Origin of the sequence: Mycobacterium sp. RTGN5 (assembly GCF_033804465.1) — a bacterium.
Lineage (GTDB): Bacteria > Actinomycetota > Actinomycetes > Mycobacteriales > Mycobacteriaceae > Mycobacterium.
In genome coordinates this window covers 143049-164010 of the sequence record NZ_JAPZLA010000001.1, presented here as the reverse complement: position 1 = coordinate 164010, position 20962 = coordinate 143049, and the positions used below count along the sequence as shown (strand labels likewise).

Below are 20962 nucleotides of genomic sequence, written 5' to 3'. Positions count from 1 at the left end.
CTGAGCTGCGATCATTGTCGTCGTGCCTGCACCAACCCGCCGCGGTGACAACGTGTCGCGGCAGGTGGGGCAACTGCTCACCCAGCTTGTGAGCGGTCCGGCCGGGTTGGTCTTCGAGGGTGTCGCCGGCATCGGCAAGACCACCGCGTGGGCCGACGCGCTCCGCCTCGCCGAGGCGCACGGGGTGCGGGTGCTTTCCGCCCGGGGTGCGGCCGCCGAGGCCAAGCTTGCCTTCGCGGCACTGGCCGACCTGCTGGCAGATGTCGAGCCGGCGGACTTCGCCACGCTGCCCGCTCTTCAGCAGGTGGCGCTGAACCGGGTGCTGCTGCGCGCCGACGACGGCCCGCCCACCGACCAGCGGGTGGTCGCGGCGGCATGGCTGTCACTGCTCGAGCATCTGGGATCGACATCCCCGGTATTGGTCGCCCTCGACGATCTGCAATGGCTCGACGCCCCGAGCCAGACCGTTATCGCTTTCGCGATCCGCCGCCTCAAGGGTCCGGTCGGGGTCCTGGGCACCGTGCGCACTGGGGACCCGGACGGCGCGGACAGCTCGTGGCTGCAACTACCCCATCCCCTTGTCGTCGCCCGGGCGTCGTTGGCCCCGATGAGTCTGGGCGCGCTGCACGCCATGATCCGGGAACGCCTGGACCGCACGCTGCCTCGGCCGCTGATCACTCAGATCCACCGGATTTCCGGTGGCAACCCGTTTTTCGCGCTCGAACTGGCCCGAACCGTCGACGATCCGTCCGCGCACCGGGACGTGGCGATGCCGGGTTCGTTGACCTCGGTCGTCGCCCACCACCTCGGCACTCTCAACGCCCAACACACGCACGTGCTGCTGGCCGCCGCCTGCACGATCGACCCGACGGCCGCGCATTTGGCCTTGGTCACCGAGATCAGCGTCCAGCAGATGATCGACCTGCTCGAAGATGTCGAGGCCCGCGGCATCGTCACCTTCGACGGCAACCTGGTGCGGTTCGTCCATCCACTGCTCGCACACGGGGTGTACACCCAGGCCAGCGGCGCGCAGCGACGCGCGATGCACCGGCGCCTGGCGGCGGTGACCGATCAGCCCGAACTTCGGGCCCGCCATCTGGCGTTGGCCGCCGTTGGCGCCGACGACGAGGCGCTGCAGGCGCTGGATGCGGCCGCGGACACCGCCGCCGCCCGCGGATCACACAGCGGCGCAGCCGAACTCATCGACCTCGCCATCAATTTGGGTGGTGACACAGCCGTCCGAAGGCTGCGCGCGGCCGAGTTCCATTTTCGTGCCGGCGCCCTTGATACCGCCGACGAACGACTGGGATCGATCGCTGACGCGTTTCCGGCAGGCATTCTGCGCGCCGTTGCGTTGCTCCTGCGCGGAGCGGTTTTCGGCTATCGCGACGGATTGGTCCGTGCCATCGACGTGCTCAGCGCCGGGATTGTCGAGGCCGGCGACATCCCGGCGTTGCGACTGCAGGGACTTCTGCTGTTGTCGCTGGCCGTCGGATTGACCGGAGACCTGAAGACGTCGCTCGACCACGCCCGCGCCGCCCTGGCCGACGCCGAGACACTCGGCGACGGGGGCCTGCGCAGTCAGGCGCTGACGCTGACCACGCAGGTGGGTTTCATCTACGGGTTGGGCACCGACATGCCAACCTTGCACACCGCGATGGAGCTCGAGGATCCTGCCGGGGGCGCACCGGCGACATTGCAAGCCAGCGCAATCGAAGCGTTGCACCGCGCGTGGATCGGCGATCTGCACGATGCTCGCACCAAGATGATCGCCGTCAAACGCCGGTGCGACCAACGCGGTAGCGACGTCGACGTCGTCTGGGCCAGTGAACAGCTCGTCATGATCGACGTGTGGCTGGGCCGTTACGACGACGCCGCGCGCACGGCCGACGACATGCGGGGGCTCGCCGACCAGATCGGTGGTCATCTGACCGCCATCACGGCCCTGACCTGTCAGGCCACCGTCGCCGCCCACACCGGCCGCACCGAGGACACCCGTCTCCTCGTCCGTGCCGCGATCGACGCGGCGAACGACAGCGGCCTCGCGTTTTACACGCTGTCTCCGACATCCGCTCTGGCCTTCGTGGAAATCTCGCTCGGTGATCACGAAGCCGCATTGACTACGTTGCGACCGGTGCTGGACACCTTCGATCCCGAGCACGGCACCGAGATCATGGTGGGCTCCCACCTGCCGGACGCCATCGAGGCACTGGCCGCCACTGGGCAGATCGACGAGGCGCAGCGACTCGTTATGGCGTTGGAAGACAACGGGACTCGGCTCGATCGGCCCTGGATGCTTGGCGCAGGCGCGCGCGGGCGAGCGCAGATCCTTGCCGCCCGTGGCGATTTGGATGCGGCAGAAGAGCACGCCCTGCTCGCCGTCGAGCACCACATGAAGGTGCCGATGCCCTTCGAAATGGCCAGAACCCAACTTCTCCTCGGGCAGATCCAACACCGTCGCCGACGCCGGGTGGCCGCCAGTACCTCATTGACCGCGGCCCTGCGTACCTTCGAAGAGCTGGGCAGTCCGTTGTGGGCCGTTCGCGCCGAGACTCAGCTGAAGCGCTCGTCGTCCACCTCGTCGGCCGGAACCAGCCTGACCGCCGCCGAGCAAAGCGTCGCCAAACACGCCGCGGCCGGGCTGTCCAACCGCGAGATCGCAGCCGAACTGTTCTTGTCGACCAAGACCGTCGAGATGCGCCTCAGCACTGTCTACCGCAAGCTCGGGATCCGCTCCCGTGCGCAGCTCTTCGCTCGACTAGCGGCCAAACCCGAGCCCGACGGCCCGAACTAGATCCCCCGCCAGCAAAGTCCAGGGAAATCCCTGTATCGGCGCGAGGGCCACGTTGCCTAGCGTGGTTGTTGTCCGGCAAAGGTGCTCTGGAAGCGGGGACCATGGCATCAGTGGCTACGTGCCGGAGCCGTCACCGTGGGGGGAGCAGTGACGGTGAGCCCCCGATGTCGCCACCGCAACACCCGCTGATTCGAATGGGGGAGGAATCAGCGGGCGGGCGGTGGCGATATCGGGAGTGGCATCAAGCCCCGCGGACGAAGCCCATGTCGTCGGCGATCACCGTTGACGGGCCGACCGGCAACTGTTCGGCGCCGTCGGCGCGAACTTTGACGAAGTCCAGCCGGTCGGTCGACACCTTCCGCAGCAGATCCTCGAACGCCATTGTCGTCAGTTGCTCACCGGGGCAACGCCGGTAGCCGAAACCGAACGGCGCGAAACCCGCGTGGTCGCACACCGGCATCGGCTGGCCGTCGACCACCCCGAACACCGTCCCGAAACCGCTGTTGCGCAACGCTGCCGAGCGTCCGTCCCGGACCGGCCACTCGACCGGGTTGAACGGGCAGTTGGCCAGCCCCATCTGGTTGATCCGGGCCTGGTCGATTTGCGCACTGGTCGGTGCCTTCGTGTAGCGGTCCGGGTCGAACGCGTCGGGATTGGCCCACTGCACCGGATCGTGACTGGTGGCGGCGTGTGGGCTGACCATGTAGCTGTACCGCTCGAACGGCGGGGCACTGGTTTCCGTCAGCGCCGAAATACTGCCGCCATTGGGTGAGATCACCCGGAAGAGCTCCATCACGAGCAGTTCCAGCGGCGGGAACGGCACACCCACGTCATGGGCGCCGGCCATGGTCTTGGTGAACCACTCTTTCGCCTGCGGATCGCCGCCGTCGCGGCCCAGCCTGGTCATGACGTTGAACAGGCTGTTACCCCACTGGCTGAACGCGACAAAGTTGTGGAAGCACTCGAAGACGACGTCCTTGTGGTTGAAGTACTCGCTCTCTTCACCGTTGGTGAGCCAGTACCAGGCGAACGTCGCTTTGGGGTTAGGGGTCTTGCCGGATGTGATGTCGCCGAGGCGGGCGTCGATCCAGGACTTCAGGAAGTCGAGATTCTTGCGAACCGTCATGTAGTTGTCGTGGACGATCGGCTCGGTGACGTCGCGGTAGGCCAGCACCGCCATAAAACTCGTCCCGATTTCCTTCACCTGCGGGGGGATGTCGGCCCCTCTGACGCCCAGGTGCAGGTCCCAGTAGAGATCCCAGAACGTATCGAGATAGACGCGCATCAACGGCTTGTTGGCGTTCGCCGGCGAGAACAACTGGTCCCAGAACGCGACAACCTTCGGCTGGTACACCGCCCGGTAGAGATCTGGCGTCACGGCTGACATGTAGATCCGCTTGCGCCGGTTGTCGGGCCCCCGTTTTTCCAGCCCCTGCAGAAAGACCGTCACGCCTTCCTCCGGGTTGGGGCGCCAGGTCTTGCTCAACAAACCCCACAAGTCCTGAGGTAGCGCGTTCTCCTTGGTCAGCGCGACGTCGATCATCGGCAATACCGGCCGACCTCCCTCGGTGACCCGGTTCATCAGGAACGGCACAATCGCGTTGTCGACGTAGTCGGGCTCGAAATCGGCCAGGTACTTGGCGCGCAGTTTCGCGACTGCCTCCGGTAATCCGGCGGTGCCCGTGTCGGGCGGCGGCCCCGGCGGCGGCGTCGGCGATGAGCACGCGACTGCCGCCTGCGCCGTCACCGCGGCAACCGCTCCAGCACCGCCGGCCAGGAACACCCGCCGCTTGACTGATTTCACCGAAGACCCCTCTCGGCCCCGCGTCGGAGATACCCGACGTGCCCTCATACTCCCGCTCGGCGAGTCCTAAAGTCGTCACATGACCGAGATCTCCGATGACCAACTGATCGGCCTCGATGAATTCGCGCTGCTGCCCGAGAACGCCGCGCAGGCGGGGGCGAACGGTGCGCTGCCGCCAGTACAGCGCATCGACCGCGGAACCGTCAGCGCCGTGCGCTGGGGCACCGACCCCGTCCGCGTGGTCTTCCTGCACGGCGGCGGCCAAAACGCCCACACCTGGGACACCGTCATCCTCGGTCTCGGCACTCCCGCACTGGCCGTGGACCTTCCCGGCCACGGCCGCTCGGCCTGGCGCGAGGACGGCGACTACGGTCCCAAGCTCAACGCCGAGGTGATCGAGCCGGTGGTGCGCGAGCTGGCCCCCGACGCCGACCTGGTGGTCGGCATGTCGCTGGGCGGTCTGACGGCGCTGCGGCTGGCGACGGCCGCACCCGAGCTGGTCCGCAAACTGGTGCTGGTCGACGTCACCCCGTCCGCGCCAGAACGGCACGAACAGATGACCAAGGCGCAGCTAGGCGCGGTCGCACTGGTCCAAGGTGAGCGCACGTTCCCGAGCTTCGCCGCCATGTTGGACGTCACCATCGCAGCCTCGCCCACCCGAAGCCGAGAGTCGCTGCGCCGCGGCGTTTTTCACAACTCGAAACAATTGGATGACGGCACCTGGACGTGGCGCTACGACTCGTTCCGCAAAGGCGCGGGCGAAGGCGGCGGGCTGCCCGAGTCGTTCGCCGGCTTGTGGGATGACGTCCCATCGATCGCGATGCCCATCACGCTGGTGCGCGGCGCCAACTCGTTCTTCGTCAACGACGAGGACGCCGACGAATTCGCCCGCACCGCACCGGGTTTCCAGCGGGTGATCGTGGTGCCCGATTCCGGCCACTCGGTGCAGGGCGACCAGCCCCGCGCGCTGGTTCAGATCCTGCGCGACGTGCTGGGCGGCTGAGCCGTTCGCACGGAATGGGAATATCGGCGCGGAGCCGAACGTACGGTTGAAGCGTGACCTTTCCCATTCGCATCGGCGTGCAACTGCAGCCGCAGCATTCCACTGACTACAACCAGATCCGCGATGCCGTCCGGCGCTGTGAGGACATCGGCGTCGACGTCGTCTTCAACTGGGATCATTTCTTCCCGCTTTACGGTGATCCCGAGGGCGCTCACTACGAGTGCTGGACCATGCTGGGCGCCTGGGCCGAACAGACCTCCCGCGTCGAGATCGGCGCCCTCGTCTCGTGTAACTCCTACCGCAATCCGGAGTTACTCGCCGACATGGCCCGCACCGTCGACCACATCTCGGGCGGCCGGCTGATCTTGGGCATCGGGTCGGGCTGGAAGCAGAAGGACTACGACGAGTACGGCTACGACTTCGGCACCGTCGGTAGCCGGCTCGACGATCTGGCCGGTGCGCTGCCGCGCATCAAATCCCGCTTGGCCAAGCTGAACCCGGCCCCGACGCGGGAGATCCCGATCCTCATCGGCGGTCAGGGTGAGCGCAAGACCCTGCGCCTGGTCGCCGAGCACGGCGACATCTGGCATGGGTTCACCAACGCCGAGACCTACCCGATCAAGGCCGAGGTGCTGGATCGGCATTGCTCCGATGTGGGCCGCGATGCGGCCAGCATCGAACGGTCCTCGGGAGTGGAGGGCCGCGACCCCGACGCCATCATCGCCAGTGCCGAAGCGCTGGCCGGCCTGGGCGTGACACTGCTGACCGTCGGCACCGACGGGCCCGACTACAACCTCGGCCCGGCCGAGACCTTGATCCGCTGGCGCGACAACCGCTGAGCTAGAGCCGCTAGCAGGGGTCGAATTCCAGCGGCAGCGACTCCAGGCCGAACGTGCCGGCGGGCCACAACACAGTGGCCTCGCCGGCCAACCGGTAATCCGGGATGCGCGCGTGGAACTCCTCGATGGTCAGCCGCAGCTCGCGGCGGGCCAGGTGCGAGCCCAGGCACCGGTGAATGCCGCCGCCGAAGGCGAGGTGGGTGGGCTTGGTGGTCAGGTCCATCCCGTGGGCATGCGGGCCTTCACGATTGGCGGTGAAGAGCATCAGCATGACGTGCGAGTTCGCCGGGATGTGCACGCCATCGACCTCGACGTCGGCGGTCGTGACGCGAGGTACCCCGGGCACCGGGCCGTCGAGGCGCAGCATCTCTTCGATGAACGGCGGGATGAGAGAGGCGTCGGCGATCAGCCGGTGACGCAGCCGCGGATCATTGGCCAGGGCGAGCAAGGAGAACCCGATGGCCCCGGTAACGGTGTCGAGCCCGGCCAGGATGATCAGGAAGCACAGGCCCAGGATCTCGGCGTCGGTCCAGGCTTCGTCGCCATCGAGGGCCAGGATGTTGCTGAGCATGTCGTCGCCGCGGTGGGTGCGTTTGATCTCGAGCTGCTCGGCGAGGAAGCCGAAAAGTGCCATCGCGCAATCGATCACGTGCTGGGGCTGGTTCTGACCCAACGACGCGATATCGGAACCCTTGATGATGCCGGTCACCCATTCCAGGAATTTGGGGAGGTGTTCCAGCGGCAACCCGAACAGAGTCAGGATCGCCTGGGTGGGAAACTTGTAGGACAGGTCCGCGACGACGTCGCACCGCCCGAGTGGGGCGAACGCATCGATGTGCCCCCGCAGCTGCGCACGCAGATCACCGTCCATCGCCTCCATCCGTCTGGGCCCGAACATCGGGTCGAGGACCCGCCGGTAGTCGGCGTGCTTGGGCGGATCGATCGCGATCGGGATCATCTGAATCATGTTCACGATCCCGTCGAAGGCTTTCGCCGACGAGAACAGGTCTGGATGCGTCTGGGCGTAGCGGACGCCCTCATAACTGGTGATCATCCACATGCCGCCGACCCGGTAAACCGGCCCCGGCCGTTGCAGATGTTCCACGGCCGCGACGCGACCGCTGCGCATCGGGGTGTCCGCGTAGTACGTCTCGGGCAGTTCCGTCGTCGTCATCACCGGAGCGTAACGAGACTCACAGTCTCGTTACCGGAGATTCAGCGAGATCCGCGCCGGAAACCGGGAAGATTGCCCGCAAGTACGTGTCCGACACGGCGCGGAGAGAGCGATGCCCAAACGCTATGGGATCAAAGAGAAGGACTTGGTCGTCGCGCATGTCCTCGACCTGCTTCTCACCGGCCGGCTGCGGTCGGACGATCGAGTGGACCGCAATGAGATCGCCGCAACCCTCGGCTTGAGCCGGGTCCCGGTGCAAGAAGCCCTGGTCCAACTCGAACACGACGGCATCCTGGAGTCGCGCTATCACCGCGGCGCGTTCGTCCATCGCTTCGACGCCGACATCCTGCGCGAACACCACGAGGTGCACGGCCTGCTGACCGGCGCGGTGTCCGCCCGAGCCGCGACCAACCCGCAGCAGAAGGTGCTCGACGCACTCGAACAGGCGATGGCGATCATGCGCGCCGCGCCCGGTCCCCGGGAGTACCTCGACGGCGCCAACGTGTTCCGGGACATCCTCGTCGACGAATACGCCGGCCCGCGGCTGAAGGCCTCCGTCAGCGCGTCGCGCAGCTTCATGCCGCAAGAGTTCTGGGCCACCCACCCCGACAGCCCGGAGCAGCTGATGCCGCTGTACGAGACCGAATTCGCCGCCATCAGCCGACGTGACCCGGCCGCGGCGCGCCAAGCCTGCCTGGACCGCACCGACCTGATGGCCGACGTGCTGACCGTCGAGCTGCGCCGCCGCGGGGTCTTCGCCGACTTGGATTCCGTTTGAGCACAAGCCGTGCCCGGAGTGCCGCCGGCAGTACCTTTCTAATGATGACTTTTCACTCGAGTCGGTTCGCGGCGATGCTGACGGTCCTGCTGATGATCTTCGGATTGGTTGCCGCCGCGCCCGCGGGCGCCGACCAGTGCGCACCCCCGGGTGTGGAGTCGGCCAGCGCATTGCCCACCAACCTGGCGGCCGCGGCCAAGGGGCCCGCCGAGGACAAATACACCACCGCCACCACCGAGCCACTCACCGCGGTCAACCGCGACGCGCTCGGACTGACCACCCCCGGCACGCTGACCGTCGGCACGCTGTCGGATGCGCCGCCGAGCATCTGCATCGACTCCAAGGGTCAGTTCACCGGGTTCGACAACGAACTCCTTCGCGCGATCGCCGACAAGCTCGGTCTGAAGGTCACCTTCGTGGGCACCGAGTTCTCCGGCCTGCTCGCCCAGGTGGCCGCCCGGCGGTTCGACGTCGGGTCGTCCTCGATCACCACCACCGACGCGCGCCGGCGCACCGTCGGCTTCACCAACGGCTACGACTTCGGCTATTTCTCCCTGGTCGTCCCGTCCGGTTCGCCGATCACCGGGTTCGACAAGCTCGGGCCCGGCCAACGCATCGGGGTGGTGCAGGGCACCGTGCAGGAGGCCTACCTCGTCGACACGCTGCATTTGCAGCCGGTGAAGTTCCCCGACTACAACACGGTCTACGCCAGCCTGAAGACCCGCCAGATCGACGCGTGGGTGGCGCCGTCCCAGCAGGCGCAGGGCACCGTGCAGCCGGGTGATCCCGCACAGATCGTCGAAAACACGTTCAGCTTGGACAATTTCGTCGCCTACGCGGTGGCAAAGGAGAACAAGCCGCTCATCGACGCGCTCAATGCCGGGCTGGATGCCGTCATCGCCGACGGCACCTGGTCGAAGCTGTACTCCGACTGGGTGCCGCGGGCGTTGCCGCCGGGCTGGAAACCGGGTTCCAAGGCCGCGCCGGTGCCGCAGCTGCCCGACTTCGCCGTGATCGCCGCCGCCCAGCAGAAGCCGGCCGAAACCGCGCGGGCGCCGAAATCGGTGCTTACCCAGCTGCGCGAGTCCTTCCTGGATTGGGAGCTGTACAAGAAAGCCATCCCCGATCTGCTGACGACCGGGCTGCCCAACACCCTGCTGCTGACGGTCAGTGCCGCCGTCATCGGGCTGGTGCTCGGGATGGGGCTGGCCGTGGCCGGGATCTCCCGCTCGCGGTGGCTGCGCTGGCCGGCCCGGATCTACACCGACATCTTCCGCGGGCTGCCGGAGGTGGTGATCATCCTGCTGATCGGTCTGGGTGTCGGGCCGATTGTCGGCCAGCTGACCGGAAATGACCCCTACCCGCTGGGCATCGCCGCGCTCGGGCTGATGGCCGCCGCCTACATCGGCGAGATCTTCCGCTCCGGCATCCAGAGTGTGGATGCCGGGCAGATGGAAGCCTCCCGCGCGCTCGGGTTCAGTTACACCTCCTCGATGCGGTTGGTGGTCGTGCCGCAGGGGGTGCGACGGGTCCTGCCCGCGTTGGTGAATCAATTCATCTCGCTGCTGAAAGCCTCGTCGCTGGTGTACTTCCTGGGCCTGGTGGCCAGCCAGCGTGAGCTGTTCCAGGTGGGCCGTGATCTCAACGCCCAGACCGGAAACCTGTCGCCGTTGGTGGCGGCCGGGCTGTTCTATCTGTTGCTGACGATTCCGCTGACCCACCTGGTGAACTTCATCGACACCCGGCTGCGCCGCGGGCGGACGGCGGCCGACGAAGACCCGCTCGATCCGAATACCACGAGCCAGGAGATGGTGTGATGGCCGCGGCAGTTGAACCGGTGTCGTTGGCGGCCAACGATATTCACCTGACGCTTGGTGCGAACTCGGTGCTGCGCGGGGTTGACCTCGAGGTACCCGCCGGCAGCACATCGGCAGTCATCGGTCCATCGGGGTCGGGCAAGTCGACGCTGCTGCGCACGCTGAACCGGCTCTACGAACCCGATCGCGGTGACATCCTGCTCGACGGCAAGTCGGTGTTGCGCGACGATCCCGACAAGCTCCGTCAGCGCATCGGCATGGTGTTCCAGCAGTTCAACCTCTTCCCGCATCGCAGTGTGGTGGACAACGTCGCCCTGGGGCCTCGCAAGCTCAAGCGGTTGTCCGCCGACGAGTCCCGGGAGCTGGCGCTGGCCCAGCTCGAGCGGGTCGGGTTGCGGCACAAGGCCGAAGTGCGGCCGGCCACCTTGTCCGGCGGGCAGCAGCAGCGGGTCGCCATCGCCCGGGCATTGGCGATGGCCCCGCAGGTGATGTTCTTCGACGAGGCCACCTCGGCGCTGGATCCCGAGCTGGTCAAGGGAATCCTGGCGCTGATCGCCGAACTCGGATCGGACGGGATGACGATGGTGGTGGTCACCCACGAGATGGGATTCGCCCGCTCGACGGCGGATTCGGTGGTGTTCATGGACCACGGCAAGGTGGTCGAATCCGGCCCACCGGACCAGATATTCACCGCCGCCGAGACCGACCGGCTGCAGCGGTTCCTGTCCCAAGTTCTGTAATTGCGTGCGAAAACGGCATAACTCGCGGTTGACGGTCACGCACAGGTTAGACTAGCGAACTATGATTGAGGCCGAGTCGCAGGTCACCGACCTGTCTGGTGACCTGCAGCGGGTCCTCTCCAAGCTGTTTTCGGTCTTGCGCCGCGCCGACCACAAAACCAGTACCGCCGGCGCGGACCTCACGCTTGCCCAGCTGTCGATCCTGCTGACCCTGCTCGACCAGGGTCCGATCCGAATGACCGAGCTGGCTGCGCACGAGCGGGTGCGCACCCCGACCACCACCGTGGCGATCCGTCGTCTGGAGAAGCTTGGCCTGGTCAAGCGCTCGCGGGATCCTTCTGACCTGCGTGCTGTTCTGGTCGAGGTCACCCCGCAGGGACTGGTGCAGCACCGCGAGGCGCTGGCCGTGCGGCGGGCGAGTCTGGCGGCCCTGCTGTCGAAGCTGACCGACGAGGAACGCGACACCTTGGCCAAGGCGCTTCGGCCGTTGGAGCGGCTGGCCGAGCGGGCCGAAACTTAATTAGCCCAACCAATCCAGGACGGCGGCGGCGGTCCAGGACTGTTGCATGCTGCCGAGCGGCTCGCCGGTGAACGGTTCGTAGTATTCGGCGAAGGTGCCGTCGCTGGCCTGTCGCAGTCCTTCTTGGCGAAGCAACAGAGACCGTTCCGACCATCCCCGGCGGGCGAACGCCCACGAGAAGAGCCACGTCAGCACCGGCCAGACCGGGCCGCGCCAGTACTCGCGGGGCCGGAAGTCCTTGGAAACCGGTGACGTCGACGGGATCACCGAGTACTTCAGATCCGGATGGCCGCAGAACCGCGGGCCCTCCAGCATTCGCAGCAGTGCCCGCTCACGGTCGTGCGGCAGCCCGCCACACAACAGCGGGGCGAATTGCGCGGCGGTCTCCGTCGCAATCCACTTGCCGGTTCTGAGGTCGAAATCCCTTGCCGCTCCGGTCCTTCCATCGGCCGTCTCGACAACGCCGGTGCGGAACCGCTCGGCCCACGAATACAGGTCGCGCACATCGGCATTCGGCCGCTTGTAGTCCTCGCCGATGTTGGCCAGCACGTCACACGCCACCGAGAAGATCGCCGAAACGAAGACGTCCTCAACGGCGAAGCTCATCACCTTGGGCAGCAGATCGTCGTCGTAGCGAACGGACTTCATCTCCTCGAGCAACCACAGATAGCGGTCGTACTCGGTGTCCGACGGACGTTGGCTGGCGTCGGTGACGATGTGGTTGTCCTCGCGCTGATACTCCGGGATGGGCCCGGGAATCACGTTGGCGTAGGCGGAATCCCACCGCGGGGAGTTGTCCATCCCGGACTCCCAACCGTGGTACAGGGTGATGCGGCCATGCTCGTCCTGATCGCGAGCTTCGGCCAGCCAACGATGCCAGCGCACCAGATCCGCCCACCGGCGGTCCAGGAACGCCTCGGCAACAGCCCTTGTCGAACGGCCCCTGGTGCGCGCTCGGTCGAGGATGCGCTGCACCGCGATCGCATGCACCGGCGGCTGAGTGATCCCCGAGGTGTGCCGGGTGCGCGGGGCGTGGGCCGCCAGCGCCGAGGTGGCCCAGCGGGCCGGACCGGGGAAGTATCCGTCGACTCCGTTGGCGAACACGATGTGCGGGATCATCCCGTTGGTCCACTGCGCCGACAGCAGCGTGTCGAGTTCGACGACGGCACGTTCGACGCTCAGCGGGGCCAGGCCGACGGCGACGAACGCGGCATCCCAGCTCCACATGTGCGGGTACAGCAGCGGAGCGGCGGACGTCATCACGCCCAGGTCGTTACCGCGCAGGAGGTAGGCGGCGCGGGCCGCCAGCTGCGTCGGGCCGAAACTCGGGTCTGCCACGGGTTCATTCTGCGTCTCGCGCCTGGGAATCGCAGGTCGGTAGGGTTACGCGCATGCCAACAGCGTTGATTACGGGTGCCGGCGGCGGTATCGGCTCGGCGATCGCCGAGGCGCTGGCGCCCACCCACACGCTGCTACTGGCGGGCCGGCCGTCCGACCGGCTCGACGCCGTCGCCGCCCGTCTCGGGGCCACCACCTGGCCGTTGGACCTCACCGACCAAGACGGCATCGAGGCCGCCGCCGAGCCGCTGGTCGAGCTGGATGTGCTGGTCCACAACGCGGGCGTTGCCCATCCGGGGCGGTTCGACGAGTCGATACCCGAGCAGTGGCGGGCCTGCTTCGAGGTGAACGTGACCGGTCCGGTCGCCCTCACGCTGGCGCTACTCCCCGCGCTGCGAGCGGCCCGCGGGCAGGTCGTCTTCATCAACTCCGGCGCAGGACTCAACGCCTCGCCCGGGCTGGCGGCGTATTCGGCGAGCAAGTTCGCGCAGCGGGCGTTCGCCGACTCATTGCGCGCCGACGAGCCCAGTCTGCGGGTCACCAGCGTGCACCCCGGCCGGGTCGCCACCGAGATGCAGGAGGATCTGGTCGCCTACGAGGGCGGGCAGTACGACCCGGCGAACTATCTCAAGGCCGAGACCGTGGCGCGGATCGTTGCCGACGTGATCGCCACGCCGCCCGACGCACACACCCATCAGGTCGTGGTCCGGCAGCGCGGCCGGATCGGGTGATTTCGGCGCGATTTCCGCCGCTGAGCGAACGAAAGCGCGCCGAAATCGCTAGACGACGAGGTTGACCAGCCGGCCCGGCACCACGATGACCTTCTTCGGGGTGGCACCGGCCAGGAACGCCTGCACCTTCTCGTCGGCCAGCGCGGCCGCCTCGAGGCTGGCCTTGTCGGCGTCGGCCCCGACGGTGATGCGGCCGCGGACCTTGCCGTTGACCTGCACGGGGTATTCGACGGTGTCGGTCACCAGATACTGCGGGTCGGCGAGCGGGAAGGGGCCGTGCGCCAACGACTTCGGGTGGCCCAGCCGTTGCCAAAGCTCCTCGGCCAGGTGCGGCGAAAGCGGCGCCACCATCAGCACCAGCGGCTCCAGCGCAGCGCGAGCGCTGATGCCCTCCTTGGTGAGGTGGTTGGTGTACTCGATGAGTTTGGCCGCAGCGGTGTTGTTGCGCAGGCTCGCGTAGTCATCCGACACTCCCGCGATCGTCCGGTGCAGCAGCCGCAGAGTGTCCTCGTCCAACGCTTCATGCTCGGAAACCCTTGCTTCGCCGGTAGATTCGTCGACCAACAGGCGCCACACCCGCTGCAGGAACCGATAAGCGCCGACGACGTCCTTGGTCGCCCACGGCCGCGACGCCTCCAGCGGGCCCATCGACATCTCGTAGACCCGAAGGGTGTCGGCGCCGTAGCCATCGCAGATCTCGTCGGGAGAGATCGAGTTCTTCAGGCTCTTGCCGATCTTGCCGAACTCCTGGAAGACCTCTATCTCACCGTCGGGGCCGGGCAGGAAGAACTTGCCGTCGCGGTCGACGACGTCCGCGGCCGGGACGTAGGCGCCGCGGGAATCGGTGTAGGCGAACGCCTGGATATAGCCCTGATTCATCAAGCGGCGGTACGGCTCCCGCGACGTGACGTAGCCCAGGTCGTGAAGAACCTTGTGCCAGAAGCGGCAATACAGCAGGTGCAACACCGCGTGCTCCACACCACCGACGTACAGGTCCACCCCGCCGGGATCGGCCGGGCCGTGTTCGGCCGGGCGCGGACCCATCCAGTAGGCCTCGTTCTCCTTGGCGCAGAACTCTTCTGCGTTGTGCGGATCGGTGTAGCGCAGCTCGTACCACGAGCTGCCGGCCCACTGCGGCATCACGTTGGTGTCGCGGGTGTAGGGCTGCAGGCCGTCGCCCAGGTCCAGCTCGACGTGCACCCATTCGGTGGCCTTGTTCAGCGGCGGCGACGGCTCGCTGCCGGCATCGTCGGGGTCGAACGACACAGGCGAGTAGTCGGCGATGTCGGGCAGCTCCACCGGCAGCGCCGCATCGGGCAACGGATGTGCTCGCCCGTCCGCGTCGTACACGATCGGGAACGGCTCACCCCAGTACCGCTGCCGCGCGAAAAGCCAATCCCGAAGCTTGTATTCGACGCGGGCGCGGCCGCGACCGTCGGTCTCCAGCCGCTCGGTGATCGCCCTCTTGGCGTCCGCCACGTTCAGGCCGTCGAGGTAGCCCGAGTTCACCAGCGTTCCGTCACCGTTGTAGGCCGCCACCGCGACATCGCCACCAGTGACCACCTCGATGATCGGCAGCCCGAACTCGGTCGCGAACTCCCAGTCCCGCTGATCCCCACTCGGCACCGCCATGATCGCCCCGGTGCCGTAGCCGGCCAGGACGTAGTCGGCGATGAAGACCGGAACCTGTTGGCCGTTCACCGGATTGGTCGCATAGGCGCCGATGAACGCGCCGGTCTTGACCTTGTTCTCCTGACGTTCCAGGTCGGATTTCGCGGCGACCGACGCGCGATAGGCCGCCACCGCCTCGGCCGGCGTCGCCGCACCGAACGTCCACCGGGCATCCACACCATCGGGCCACTGCGCGGCGGCCAACGTGTCGACCAGCTCGTGCTCGGGGGCCAGCACCAGGTAGGTTGCGCCGAACAGAGTGTCCGGCCGGGTGGTGAAGACCTCGATGTCGGCGCCATCGGCACCGAACAGCACCGACGCGCCGGTGGAGCGGCCGATCCAGTTGCGCTGCATGGCCTTGACCTTCTCCGGCCAGTCCAGCACCTCGAGGTCCTCGAGTAGCCGGTCGGAGTAGGCGGTGATGCGCATCATCCACTGCCGCAACCGCTTCCGGAACACCGGAAAGTTGCCCCGCTCGCTGCGGCCGTCGGAGGTGACCTCCTCGTTGGCCAGCACGGTGCCAAGCCCGGGGCACCAGTTCACCACCGAATCGGACAGGTAGACCAGCCGGTAGCCGTCGATGACGTCGGCCCGCTCCCCCGCCGACAACGTCGACCACTGCCGGCCGTCGTCGAGATTGCGTGCGCCGCTGTCGAACTCGGCCACCAGCTCAGCGATGGGCCGGGCCTTGTTCTGATCGGTGTCGAACCAGGCGTTGTAGATCTGCAGGAAGATCCACTGCGTCCACTTGTAGAAGTCGACGTCGGTGGTCGAGAAGCTGCGGCGCTGATCGTGCCCGAGCCCCAGCCGGCCCAGCTGACGGCGGAAGTTGACGATGTTGGCTTCGGTGCGGATGGCAGGGTGGGTGCCGGTTTGGATGGCGTATTGCTCGGCAGGCAGGCCGAAGGCGTCGAAGCCCAACGCGTGCAACACATTGCGTCCGGTCATCCGGAAGTAGCGCGCGTAGACGTCGGTGGCGATGTAGCCCAGCGGGTGTCCGACATGCAGCCCCTCGCCCGAGGGGTAGGGGAACATGTCCTGGACGAACATCTTGTCGTCGGGAAGGGCCGCACCGTCGGCGGGGGCCAGCGAGCCGACCGGGTTGGGCACGTTGAACGTGCCCCACGATTGCCAGTTCTCCTGCCAGTCCCGCTCGATCCGCCCCGCCAGCTCGGCGGTGTAGCGGTACCGCGGCACATCGTTGTCGGAGCCGTCGGGGTCCGAGACTGCGGCGGTCGGCGATTCGGTCACGTCACACAGGGTATAAGGGCCGCTCGCGAGGCTTTGCACCCCTTTGCGGCGGACTGTGACGCCGCGGCCCGCCGGAGCGGTTTGTGACCCCCATCGCAGGCGAGGCAACGACGCGATATCGGTTGTATTGCAGTGCGGTCGACGGTTGGTTCCAGCTCGGTCCCAGCCCTATCCGCGTGGCTCGGCAGGTGGTTACAGTCGGCCCCTGGCAAGGGTCTCACCTGGCCCGAATGTGTCGAGAAGGACAGCTGCGATGATGACGATTGCCCGTAACTGGCGGGTGGTAATTGGTGGTGTGGCTGCAGGTACGGCCGCCGTCCTCGGATTTACCGGCGCCAGCGCCTCCGCTGATCCGATCCTTCCCATGCCGCCGGCCCCGGTCACCGTCACCCAGACCGTCACCGTCGCCCCCGAGGTGGCCGCCGCCAACGCCGTCCCGGCCGCCGGACAGGTGGCCGCCGTGCCGCAGGCCGCACCGGTGGCCGTGTTGCCGCAAGCCGCCGCGCCGGTCCCGGTCGCCGCGCCGGAAACCCTGGTCCCGGCTGCGTCGGGCACGCTCGCCGACTACTTCAAGGACAAGGGCGTGAAGATGGAGCCGCAGAAGGCGGCCGGCTTCACCGGGCTCAACCTGGTGCTGCCCATGCCACGCGGCTGGAGCGTCGTACCCGACCCGAATGTGCCCGACGCGTTCACCGTGCTGGCCGACCGCCTCGGCGGTGACGGGCTGTACACCTCCAACGTCCAGCTGAAGGTTTACAAGCTGGTGGGCAACTTCGACCCGAAGGAAGCCATCACCCACGGCTACCTGGACAGCCAGCAGCTGATGACCTGGCAGGCGACCGACGCATCGATGGCCGACTTCAACGGCTTCCCGTCGTCGATCATCGAAGGCACGTACCGCGAGAACGACATGACGCTGAACACCTCGCGCCGTCACGTCATCGTCCAGTCCGGACCCGACCGCTATCTGGTCTCGCTGTACGTGACCACCGCCGCCAACCAGGTGGTCGCCACCGCCGACGCGACCGACGCCATCGTGAACGGCTTCAAGGTCACGTCCCCGATCGCCCCGCCGCCTCCGCCGCCCGCGCCGGGCGCACCCCCGCCGCCCGACCCCGCGAACCCCCTCGCGGCGCTGTTCCCGCCCCCCGCTCCCGCGGATCCACTCGCGCAACACTGAACCCGGGCTCGTATTGTGGCCCCATGTTCGTCGTCGGCGTGGTGTGCCTCTTGATGGCCGTCCTGATCGGTGGCTCGGGCCTGTGGACGCTGTCCCGGCCGGCCTCCGCCGACGTCACCGCGCGGGTACTGCGCTCGGTTGCGCCGACGCAGCTGGCCGCCGCCGTGATGCTGGTCGCCGGCGGGTCAGCCGCTCTGGCGGCGCCGGCGAACACGGCCCTGACAGTGGTGATCGTCTGCGTGCTCGGCGCGGTGGGAACGGTGGCCGCCGGCTCCTGGCAGGGCGCTCGGTACGCCGCGCGCCGCGAAGCCGCCGCCAGCTGCGCGGGCAGCTGCGCAAGCTGCACGCTGTCCTGCAAGTGAGCCCCGCGACGACCTGATGCGGGCACAGCTGTCACGGCTCTCCGTCGACACGTTCCTGCTGCTGCTCGTCGTCGTGGTCGCGCTGGCCACCGTGCTGCCCGCCCGCGGGTCGGCGGCCGACGTGCTCTCGGTGGCCACCAAAGTGGTCATCGCCCTGCTGTTCCTGCTGTACGGCGCGCGGCTCTCGCCGCAGCAGGCGTGGCACGGCGTACGGCAATGGAAACTGCACCTGCTGGTGCTGGCGACCACGTTCGTCGTGTTCCCGCTGCTGGGTCTGGCCGCCCGCGCGCTCGTCCCGTCGGTGCTGACCGACGATCTCTACGCCGGTCTGCTGTTCCTCTGCCTGGTGCCCTCGACGGTGCAGTCCTCGATCGCCTTCACCTCGATGGCACGCGGGCATGTGCCTGCGGCAATCGTCAGTGCCTCGCTGTCGAACATCGTCGGGGTGCTGCTCACCCCGCTTCTCGTCCTGGTGCTGATGCCGATCGGCGGGGCGCCACGGGTCGACGGGTCGGCGGTGCTCGACATCGTGTTGCAGCTGCTGGCGCCATTCGTCGTCGGCCAGCTGCTGCGGCCGTGGCTGGCTCCGGTGGTAACCCGGCACGCGGTGCTGACCAAGGTCGTCGACCGCGGCTCGATCCTGTTGATCGTCTACGCCGCGTTCTCAGTGGGGATGGTCGATCACATCTGGAGCAGTGTGCAGCCCTGGCGGGTGGTGGCCGTCGCGGCGGTCAGCACGCTGTTGCTGGCCATCGTGCTGGCGTGCACGTGGATCACCGGCAAGCTGGCCCGGCTCGATCGCGGTGACGCGATCGTGCTGCTGTTCTGCGGGTCGAAGAAGAGTCTGGCCTCTGGATTACCGATGGCGCTGGTGCTGTTCCCGCCCGCCACCGTGGGTCTGATCATGTTGCCGCTGATGCTGTTTCACCAGATTCAGCTGTTCGTCTGCGCAGTGATCGCCAGCCGGCTGGGCCGCGGCGCGGCGCAGATCAGTTCCGGTTGACGTCGATCGGGTGGGTGGCCAACAACGACAGCGGCAGCGGCTGCCGCCGCAACACCCGCGACCACAGATCCACCCGCTGCTCCACCAGTACATCGGAAGGCAACGCGGACAACACAATCCAGTCGTCGCGCTCGATCTCGCCCTCCAACTGGCCGATGGTCCAGCCCGAGTAGCCGGCGAAGACCCGCACCCCTTCGATGGCCGGGGCGATCAGGTCGGGATCGGCGTCGAGATCCACCATCACCATCCGGCCCGCCACGTGGCGCAGCCCGGGCATGCCCTGCGGATCGGTACCGACGCGCAGCGTGCCAAGGCACAGCGCGGCGTCCCGTTTCACCGGCCCGCCGATGAACATGGTCTTGGGCTTGGCGGCGAGTTTCGCCCACTGCGGCAACACGTTGTAGACGGCGGTCTCGCTGGGACGGTTGAGCACCACACCCAGCGTGCCGCCGTCATTGTGCTCGACGACGTAGATCACGCTGCGCCGAAACGTCGGCTCCAGCAGGTCGGTGTTGGCCAGCAGCAGGGTCCCGGGCCGCACCCTGTTGGCCGCAGGCGCCACGAAGTCTTCGGGGTCCTCGTGCTGTGACACCCCACCATCATGGCATCACGGAGGTGTTGCTGCGGTAACGGGCACGTGTGGATATTTGTACTGTTGGTGCGATGGTCGACAGCCGCGCATCCGCTTCGCTATGGCGGTCGGTGCGCAGCCTGCCCGACTTCTGGCGGCTGCTGGAGCTTCGGACCGCGAGCCAGTTCGGCGACGGCCTGTTTCAGGCCGGCCTTGCCGGCGGACTGCTGTTCAACCCCGAGCGGGCGGCCAGCCCGTGGGCGGTGGCCGGCGCCTTCGCTGTGCTGTTCCTGCCGTACTCGCTCGTCGGCCCTTTCGCGGGCGCGCTGCTGGACCGCTGGGATCGCCGCGCGGTACTGGTCGCGGCGAACCTCGCGCGGCTGGTGCTGGTGATCTGCGTCGCGGTGCTGCTCGCCGTCCGGGCGGGCGACACGACCGTGCTCTGCGGTGCACTGATCGTCAACGGGTTCAGCCGGTTCGTCACCTCCGGGCTGTCGGCGGCGCTGCCGCACGTCGTCCCGCGTGAGCAGGTCGTCACGATGAACTCCGTCGCCACTGCGACGGGCGCCACCGCCACCTTCCTCGGCGCGAATTTCATGCTCCTGCCCCGGTGGCTCTTCGGTTCCGGTGATACCGGCGCCGCCACGACCATGGCGCTGGTGGCCATTCCCGTCGCGGTCGCGTTCGCGTTGTCACTGCGTTTTCCCCGACACCAGTTGGGGCCCGACGACACCGCGCGCGCCGTCCACGGGTCGGTGGTCTACGCGGTGGCGACCGGGTGGCTGTACGGCGCCCGCACGGTGCTGACCACGCCGACCGTCGCGGCCACCTTGGCCGGCCTGGCCAGCCACCGCATGGTGTTCGGCATCAACACCCTGCTGGTGCTGGTCATCGTGCGGCACACCGACACTCACTCCGTCGCCGGTCTCGGCACCGCCGTCGTGTTCGTCGCGGCCACCGGCGGCGGCGCCTTCCTGGCCAACTTCTTCACCCCGCTCTCGATCAAACGGTGGGGCCGATACGCCACCGCCAACGCAGCACTGGTGTGCGCGGCGATCATCCAACTGGCCGGTGCCACACTGCAGTTGGCCGTGATGATCGCGTGTGGATTCCTGCTCGGGTTGGCCGGCCAGATGGTGAAGCTGTGCGCCGATACGGCAATGCAGATCGACGTTGAGGACGCGCTGCGCGGGCACGTCTTCGCTGTGCAGGACTCGGTGTTCTGGGTGTCCTTCATTGTCGCGACCACGCTGGCGGCATCAGTGATCCCCGTCGACGGCCATTCGTCTGCGCTGGCGCTTGCCGGCTCGGCGATCTATCTGGTCGGTTTGGCGGCGCACGCGACGGTGGGCCGCCGCCCCTAAACACCGCGATTTCGGCGCGCAA

17 protein-coding genes are annotated in these 20962 nt (G+C 67.5%); 12 read left to right on the top strand and 5 right to left on the bottom strand.

Annotated features, from left to right (window positions below):
• The first annotated feature begins 22 nt into the window (after positions 1-22).
• A complete protein-coding gene (locus tag SLQ31_RS00780) occupies positions 23-2794 on the top strand; it encodes a LuxR C-terminal-related transcriptional regulator (protein WP_319428787.1) in 2772 nt (923 codons plus the stop codon).
• A 241-nt stretch (positions 2795-3035) separates the two neighbouring features.
• On the opposite strand, the gene SLQ31_RS00775 is transcribed toward SLQ31_RS00780, so the two are convergent.
• Complete coding sequence (locus tag SLQ31_RS00775; RefSeq protein ID WP_319428785.1) at positions 3036-4598, bottom strand: hypothetical protein; 1563 nt, start codon at positions 4596-4598, stop codon at positions 3036-3038.
• A gap of 79 nt (positions 4599-4677) precedes the next feature.
• Between SLQ31_RS00775 and SLQ31_RS00770 the strand changes: the two genes are divergently transcribed.
• Entirely contained in the window at positions 4678-5601 is a 924-nt protein-coding gene (locus tag SLQ31_RS00770; protein ID WP_319428783.1) for an alpha/beta hydrolase, read from the top strand.
• 53 nt (positions 5602-5654) lie between these two features.
• Positions 5655-6440 (top strand): LLM class F420-dependent oxidoreductase, encoded by a 786-nt coding sequence (locus SLQ31_RS00765; protein WP_319428781.1) that lies wholly within the window; start codon positions 5655-5657, stop codon positions 6438-6440.
• Between the two features lie 10 nt (positions 6441-6450).
• Here SLQ31_RS00765 and SLQ31_RS00760 read toward each other — a convergent pair whose 3' ends face one another.
• Positions 6451-7614: a cytochrome P450 gene (locus tag SLQ31_RS00760; protein ID WP_319428779.1), complete on the bottom strand. Its 1164-nt coding sequence runs from the start codon at positions 7612-7614 to the stop codon at positions 6451-6453.
• A gap of 112 nt (positions 7615-7726) precedes the next feature.
• Between SLQ31_RS00760 and SLQ31_RS00755 the strand changes: the two genes are divergently transcribed.
• The 4 genes from SLQ31_RS00755 (at position 7727) to SLQ31_RS00740 (ending at position 11469) form a co-directional block, all read left to right on the top strand.
• The gene (locus tag SLQ31_RS00755) at positions 7727-8392 is read left to right on the top strand and encodes a GntR family transcriptional regulator (protein WP_319428777.1); all 666 of its coding nucleotides are present in this window, start codon (positions 7727-7729) and stop codon (positions 8390-8392) included.
• Positions 8393-8436: 44 nt separating this feature from the next.
• Entirely contained in the window at positions 8437-10209 is a 1773-nt protein-coding gene (locus SLQ31_RS00750; protein ID WP_319428776.1) for an ABC transporter substrate-binding protein/permease, read from the top strand.
• Entirely contained in the window at positions 10209-10949 is a 741-nt protein-coding gene (locus tag SLQ31_RS00745; RefSeq protein ID WP_319428775.1) for an amino acid ABC transporter ATP-binding protein, read from the top strand. Before SLQ31_RS00750 ends, SLQ31_RS00745 begins: the two co-directional genes overlap by 1 nt.
• Before the next feature lie 61 nt (positions 10950-11010).
• The gene (locus tag SLQ31_RS00740) at positions 11011-11469 is read left to right on the top strand and encodes a MarR family transcriptional regulator (RefSeq protein WP_319428774.1); all 459 of its coding nucleotides are present in this window, start codon (positions 11011-11013) and stop codon (positions 11467-11469) included.
• Here the strand turns inward: SLQ31_RS00740 and ggh are convergent, their stop codons facing one another.
• A complete protein-coding gene (gene ggh, locus SLQ31_RS00735) occupies positions 11470-12807 on the bottom strand; it encodes a glucosylglycerate hydrolase (protein ID WP_319428773.1) in 1338 nt (445 codons plus the stop codon).
• 53 nt (positions 12808-12860) lie between these two features.
• Here ggh and SLQ31_RS00730 point away from each other — a divergent pair, with 53 nt between their 5' ends.
• Entirely contained in the window at positions 12861-13538 is a 678-nt protein-coding gene (locus SLQ31_RS00730) for an SDR family oxidoreductase (RefSeq protein ID WP_319428771.1), read from the top strand.
• Between the two features lie 48 nt (positions 13539-13586).
• On the opposite strand, the gene leuS is transcribed toward SLQ31_RS00730, so the two are convergent.
• On the bottom strand, positions 13587-16460 hold the full coding sequence (leuS, locus tag SLQ31_RS00725; RefSeq protein WP_319428769.1) for a leucine--tRNA ligase: 2874 nt from the start codon (positions 16458-16460) through the stop codon (positions 13587-13589).
• A 253-nt stretch (positions 16461-16713) separates the two neighbouring features.
• Here leuS and SLQ31_RS00720 point away from each other — a divergent pair, with 253 nt between their 5' ends.
• Genes SLQ31_RS00720 through SLQ31_RS00710 form a run of 3 tightly spaced genes read left to right on the top strand, consistent with a single transcriptional unit; the run spans position 16714 to position 19005 of the window.
• The gene (locus SLQ31_RS00720; RefSeq protein ID WP_319428767.1) at positions 16714-17640 is read left to right on the top strand and encodes an LpqN/LpqT family lipoprotein; all 927 of its coding nucleotides are present in this window, start codon (positions 16714-16716) and stop codon (positions 17638-17640) included.
• A 23-nt stretch (positions 17641-17663) separates the two neighbouring features.
• Positions 17664-18002, top strand: a complete 339-nt coding sequence (locus SLQ31_RS00715; RefSeq protein ID WP_319428765.1) for a hypothetical protein — start codon at positions 17664-17666, stop codon at positions 18000-18002.
• Positions 18003-18018: 16 nt separating this feature from the next.
• Complete coding sequence (locus tag SLQ31_RS00710; protein WP_319428763.1) at positions 18019-19005, top strand: bile acid:sodium symporter family protein; 987 nt, start codon at positions 18019-18021, stop codon at positions 19003-19005.
• Here SLQ31_RS00710 and SLQ31_RS00705 read toward each other — a convergent pair.
• A complete protein-coding gene (locus SLQ31_RS00705; protein WP_319428761.1) occupies positions 18992-19597 on the bottom strand; it encodes a YqgE/AlgH family protein in 606 nt (201 codons plus the stop codon). The two genes, SLQ31_RS00710 and SLQ31_RS00705, sit on opposite strands and share 14 nt — an antisense overlap.
• Positions 19598-19668: 71 nt before the next feature.
• Here SLQ31_RS00705 and SLQ31_RS00700 point away from each other — a divergent pair, with 71 nt between their 5' ends.
• Positions 19669-20940 (top strand): MFS transporter, encoded by a 1272-nt coding sequence (locus SLQ31_RS00700; protein ID WP_319428759.1) that lies wholly within the window; start codon positions 19669-19671, stop codon positions 20938-20940.
• Positions 20941-20962 lie beyond the last annotated feature (22 nt).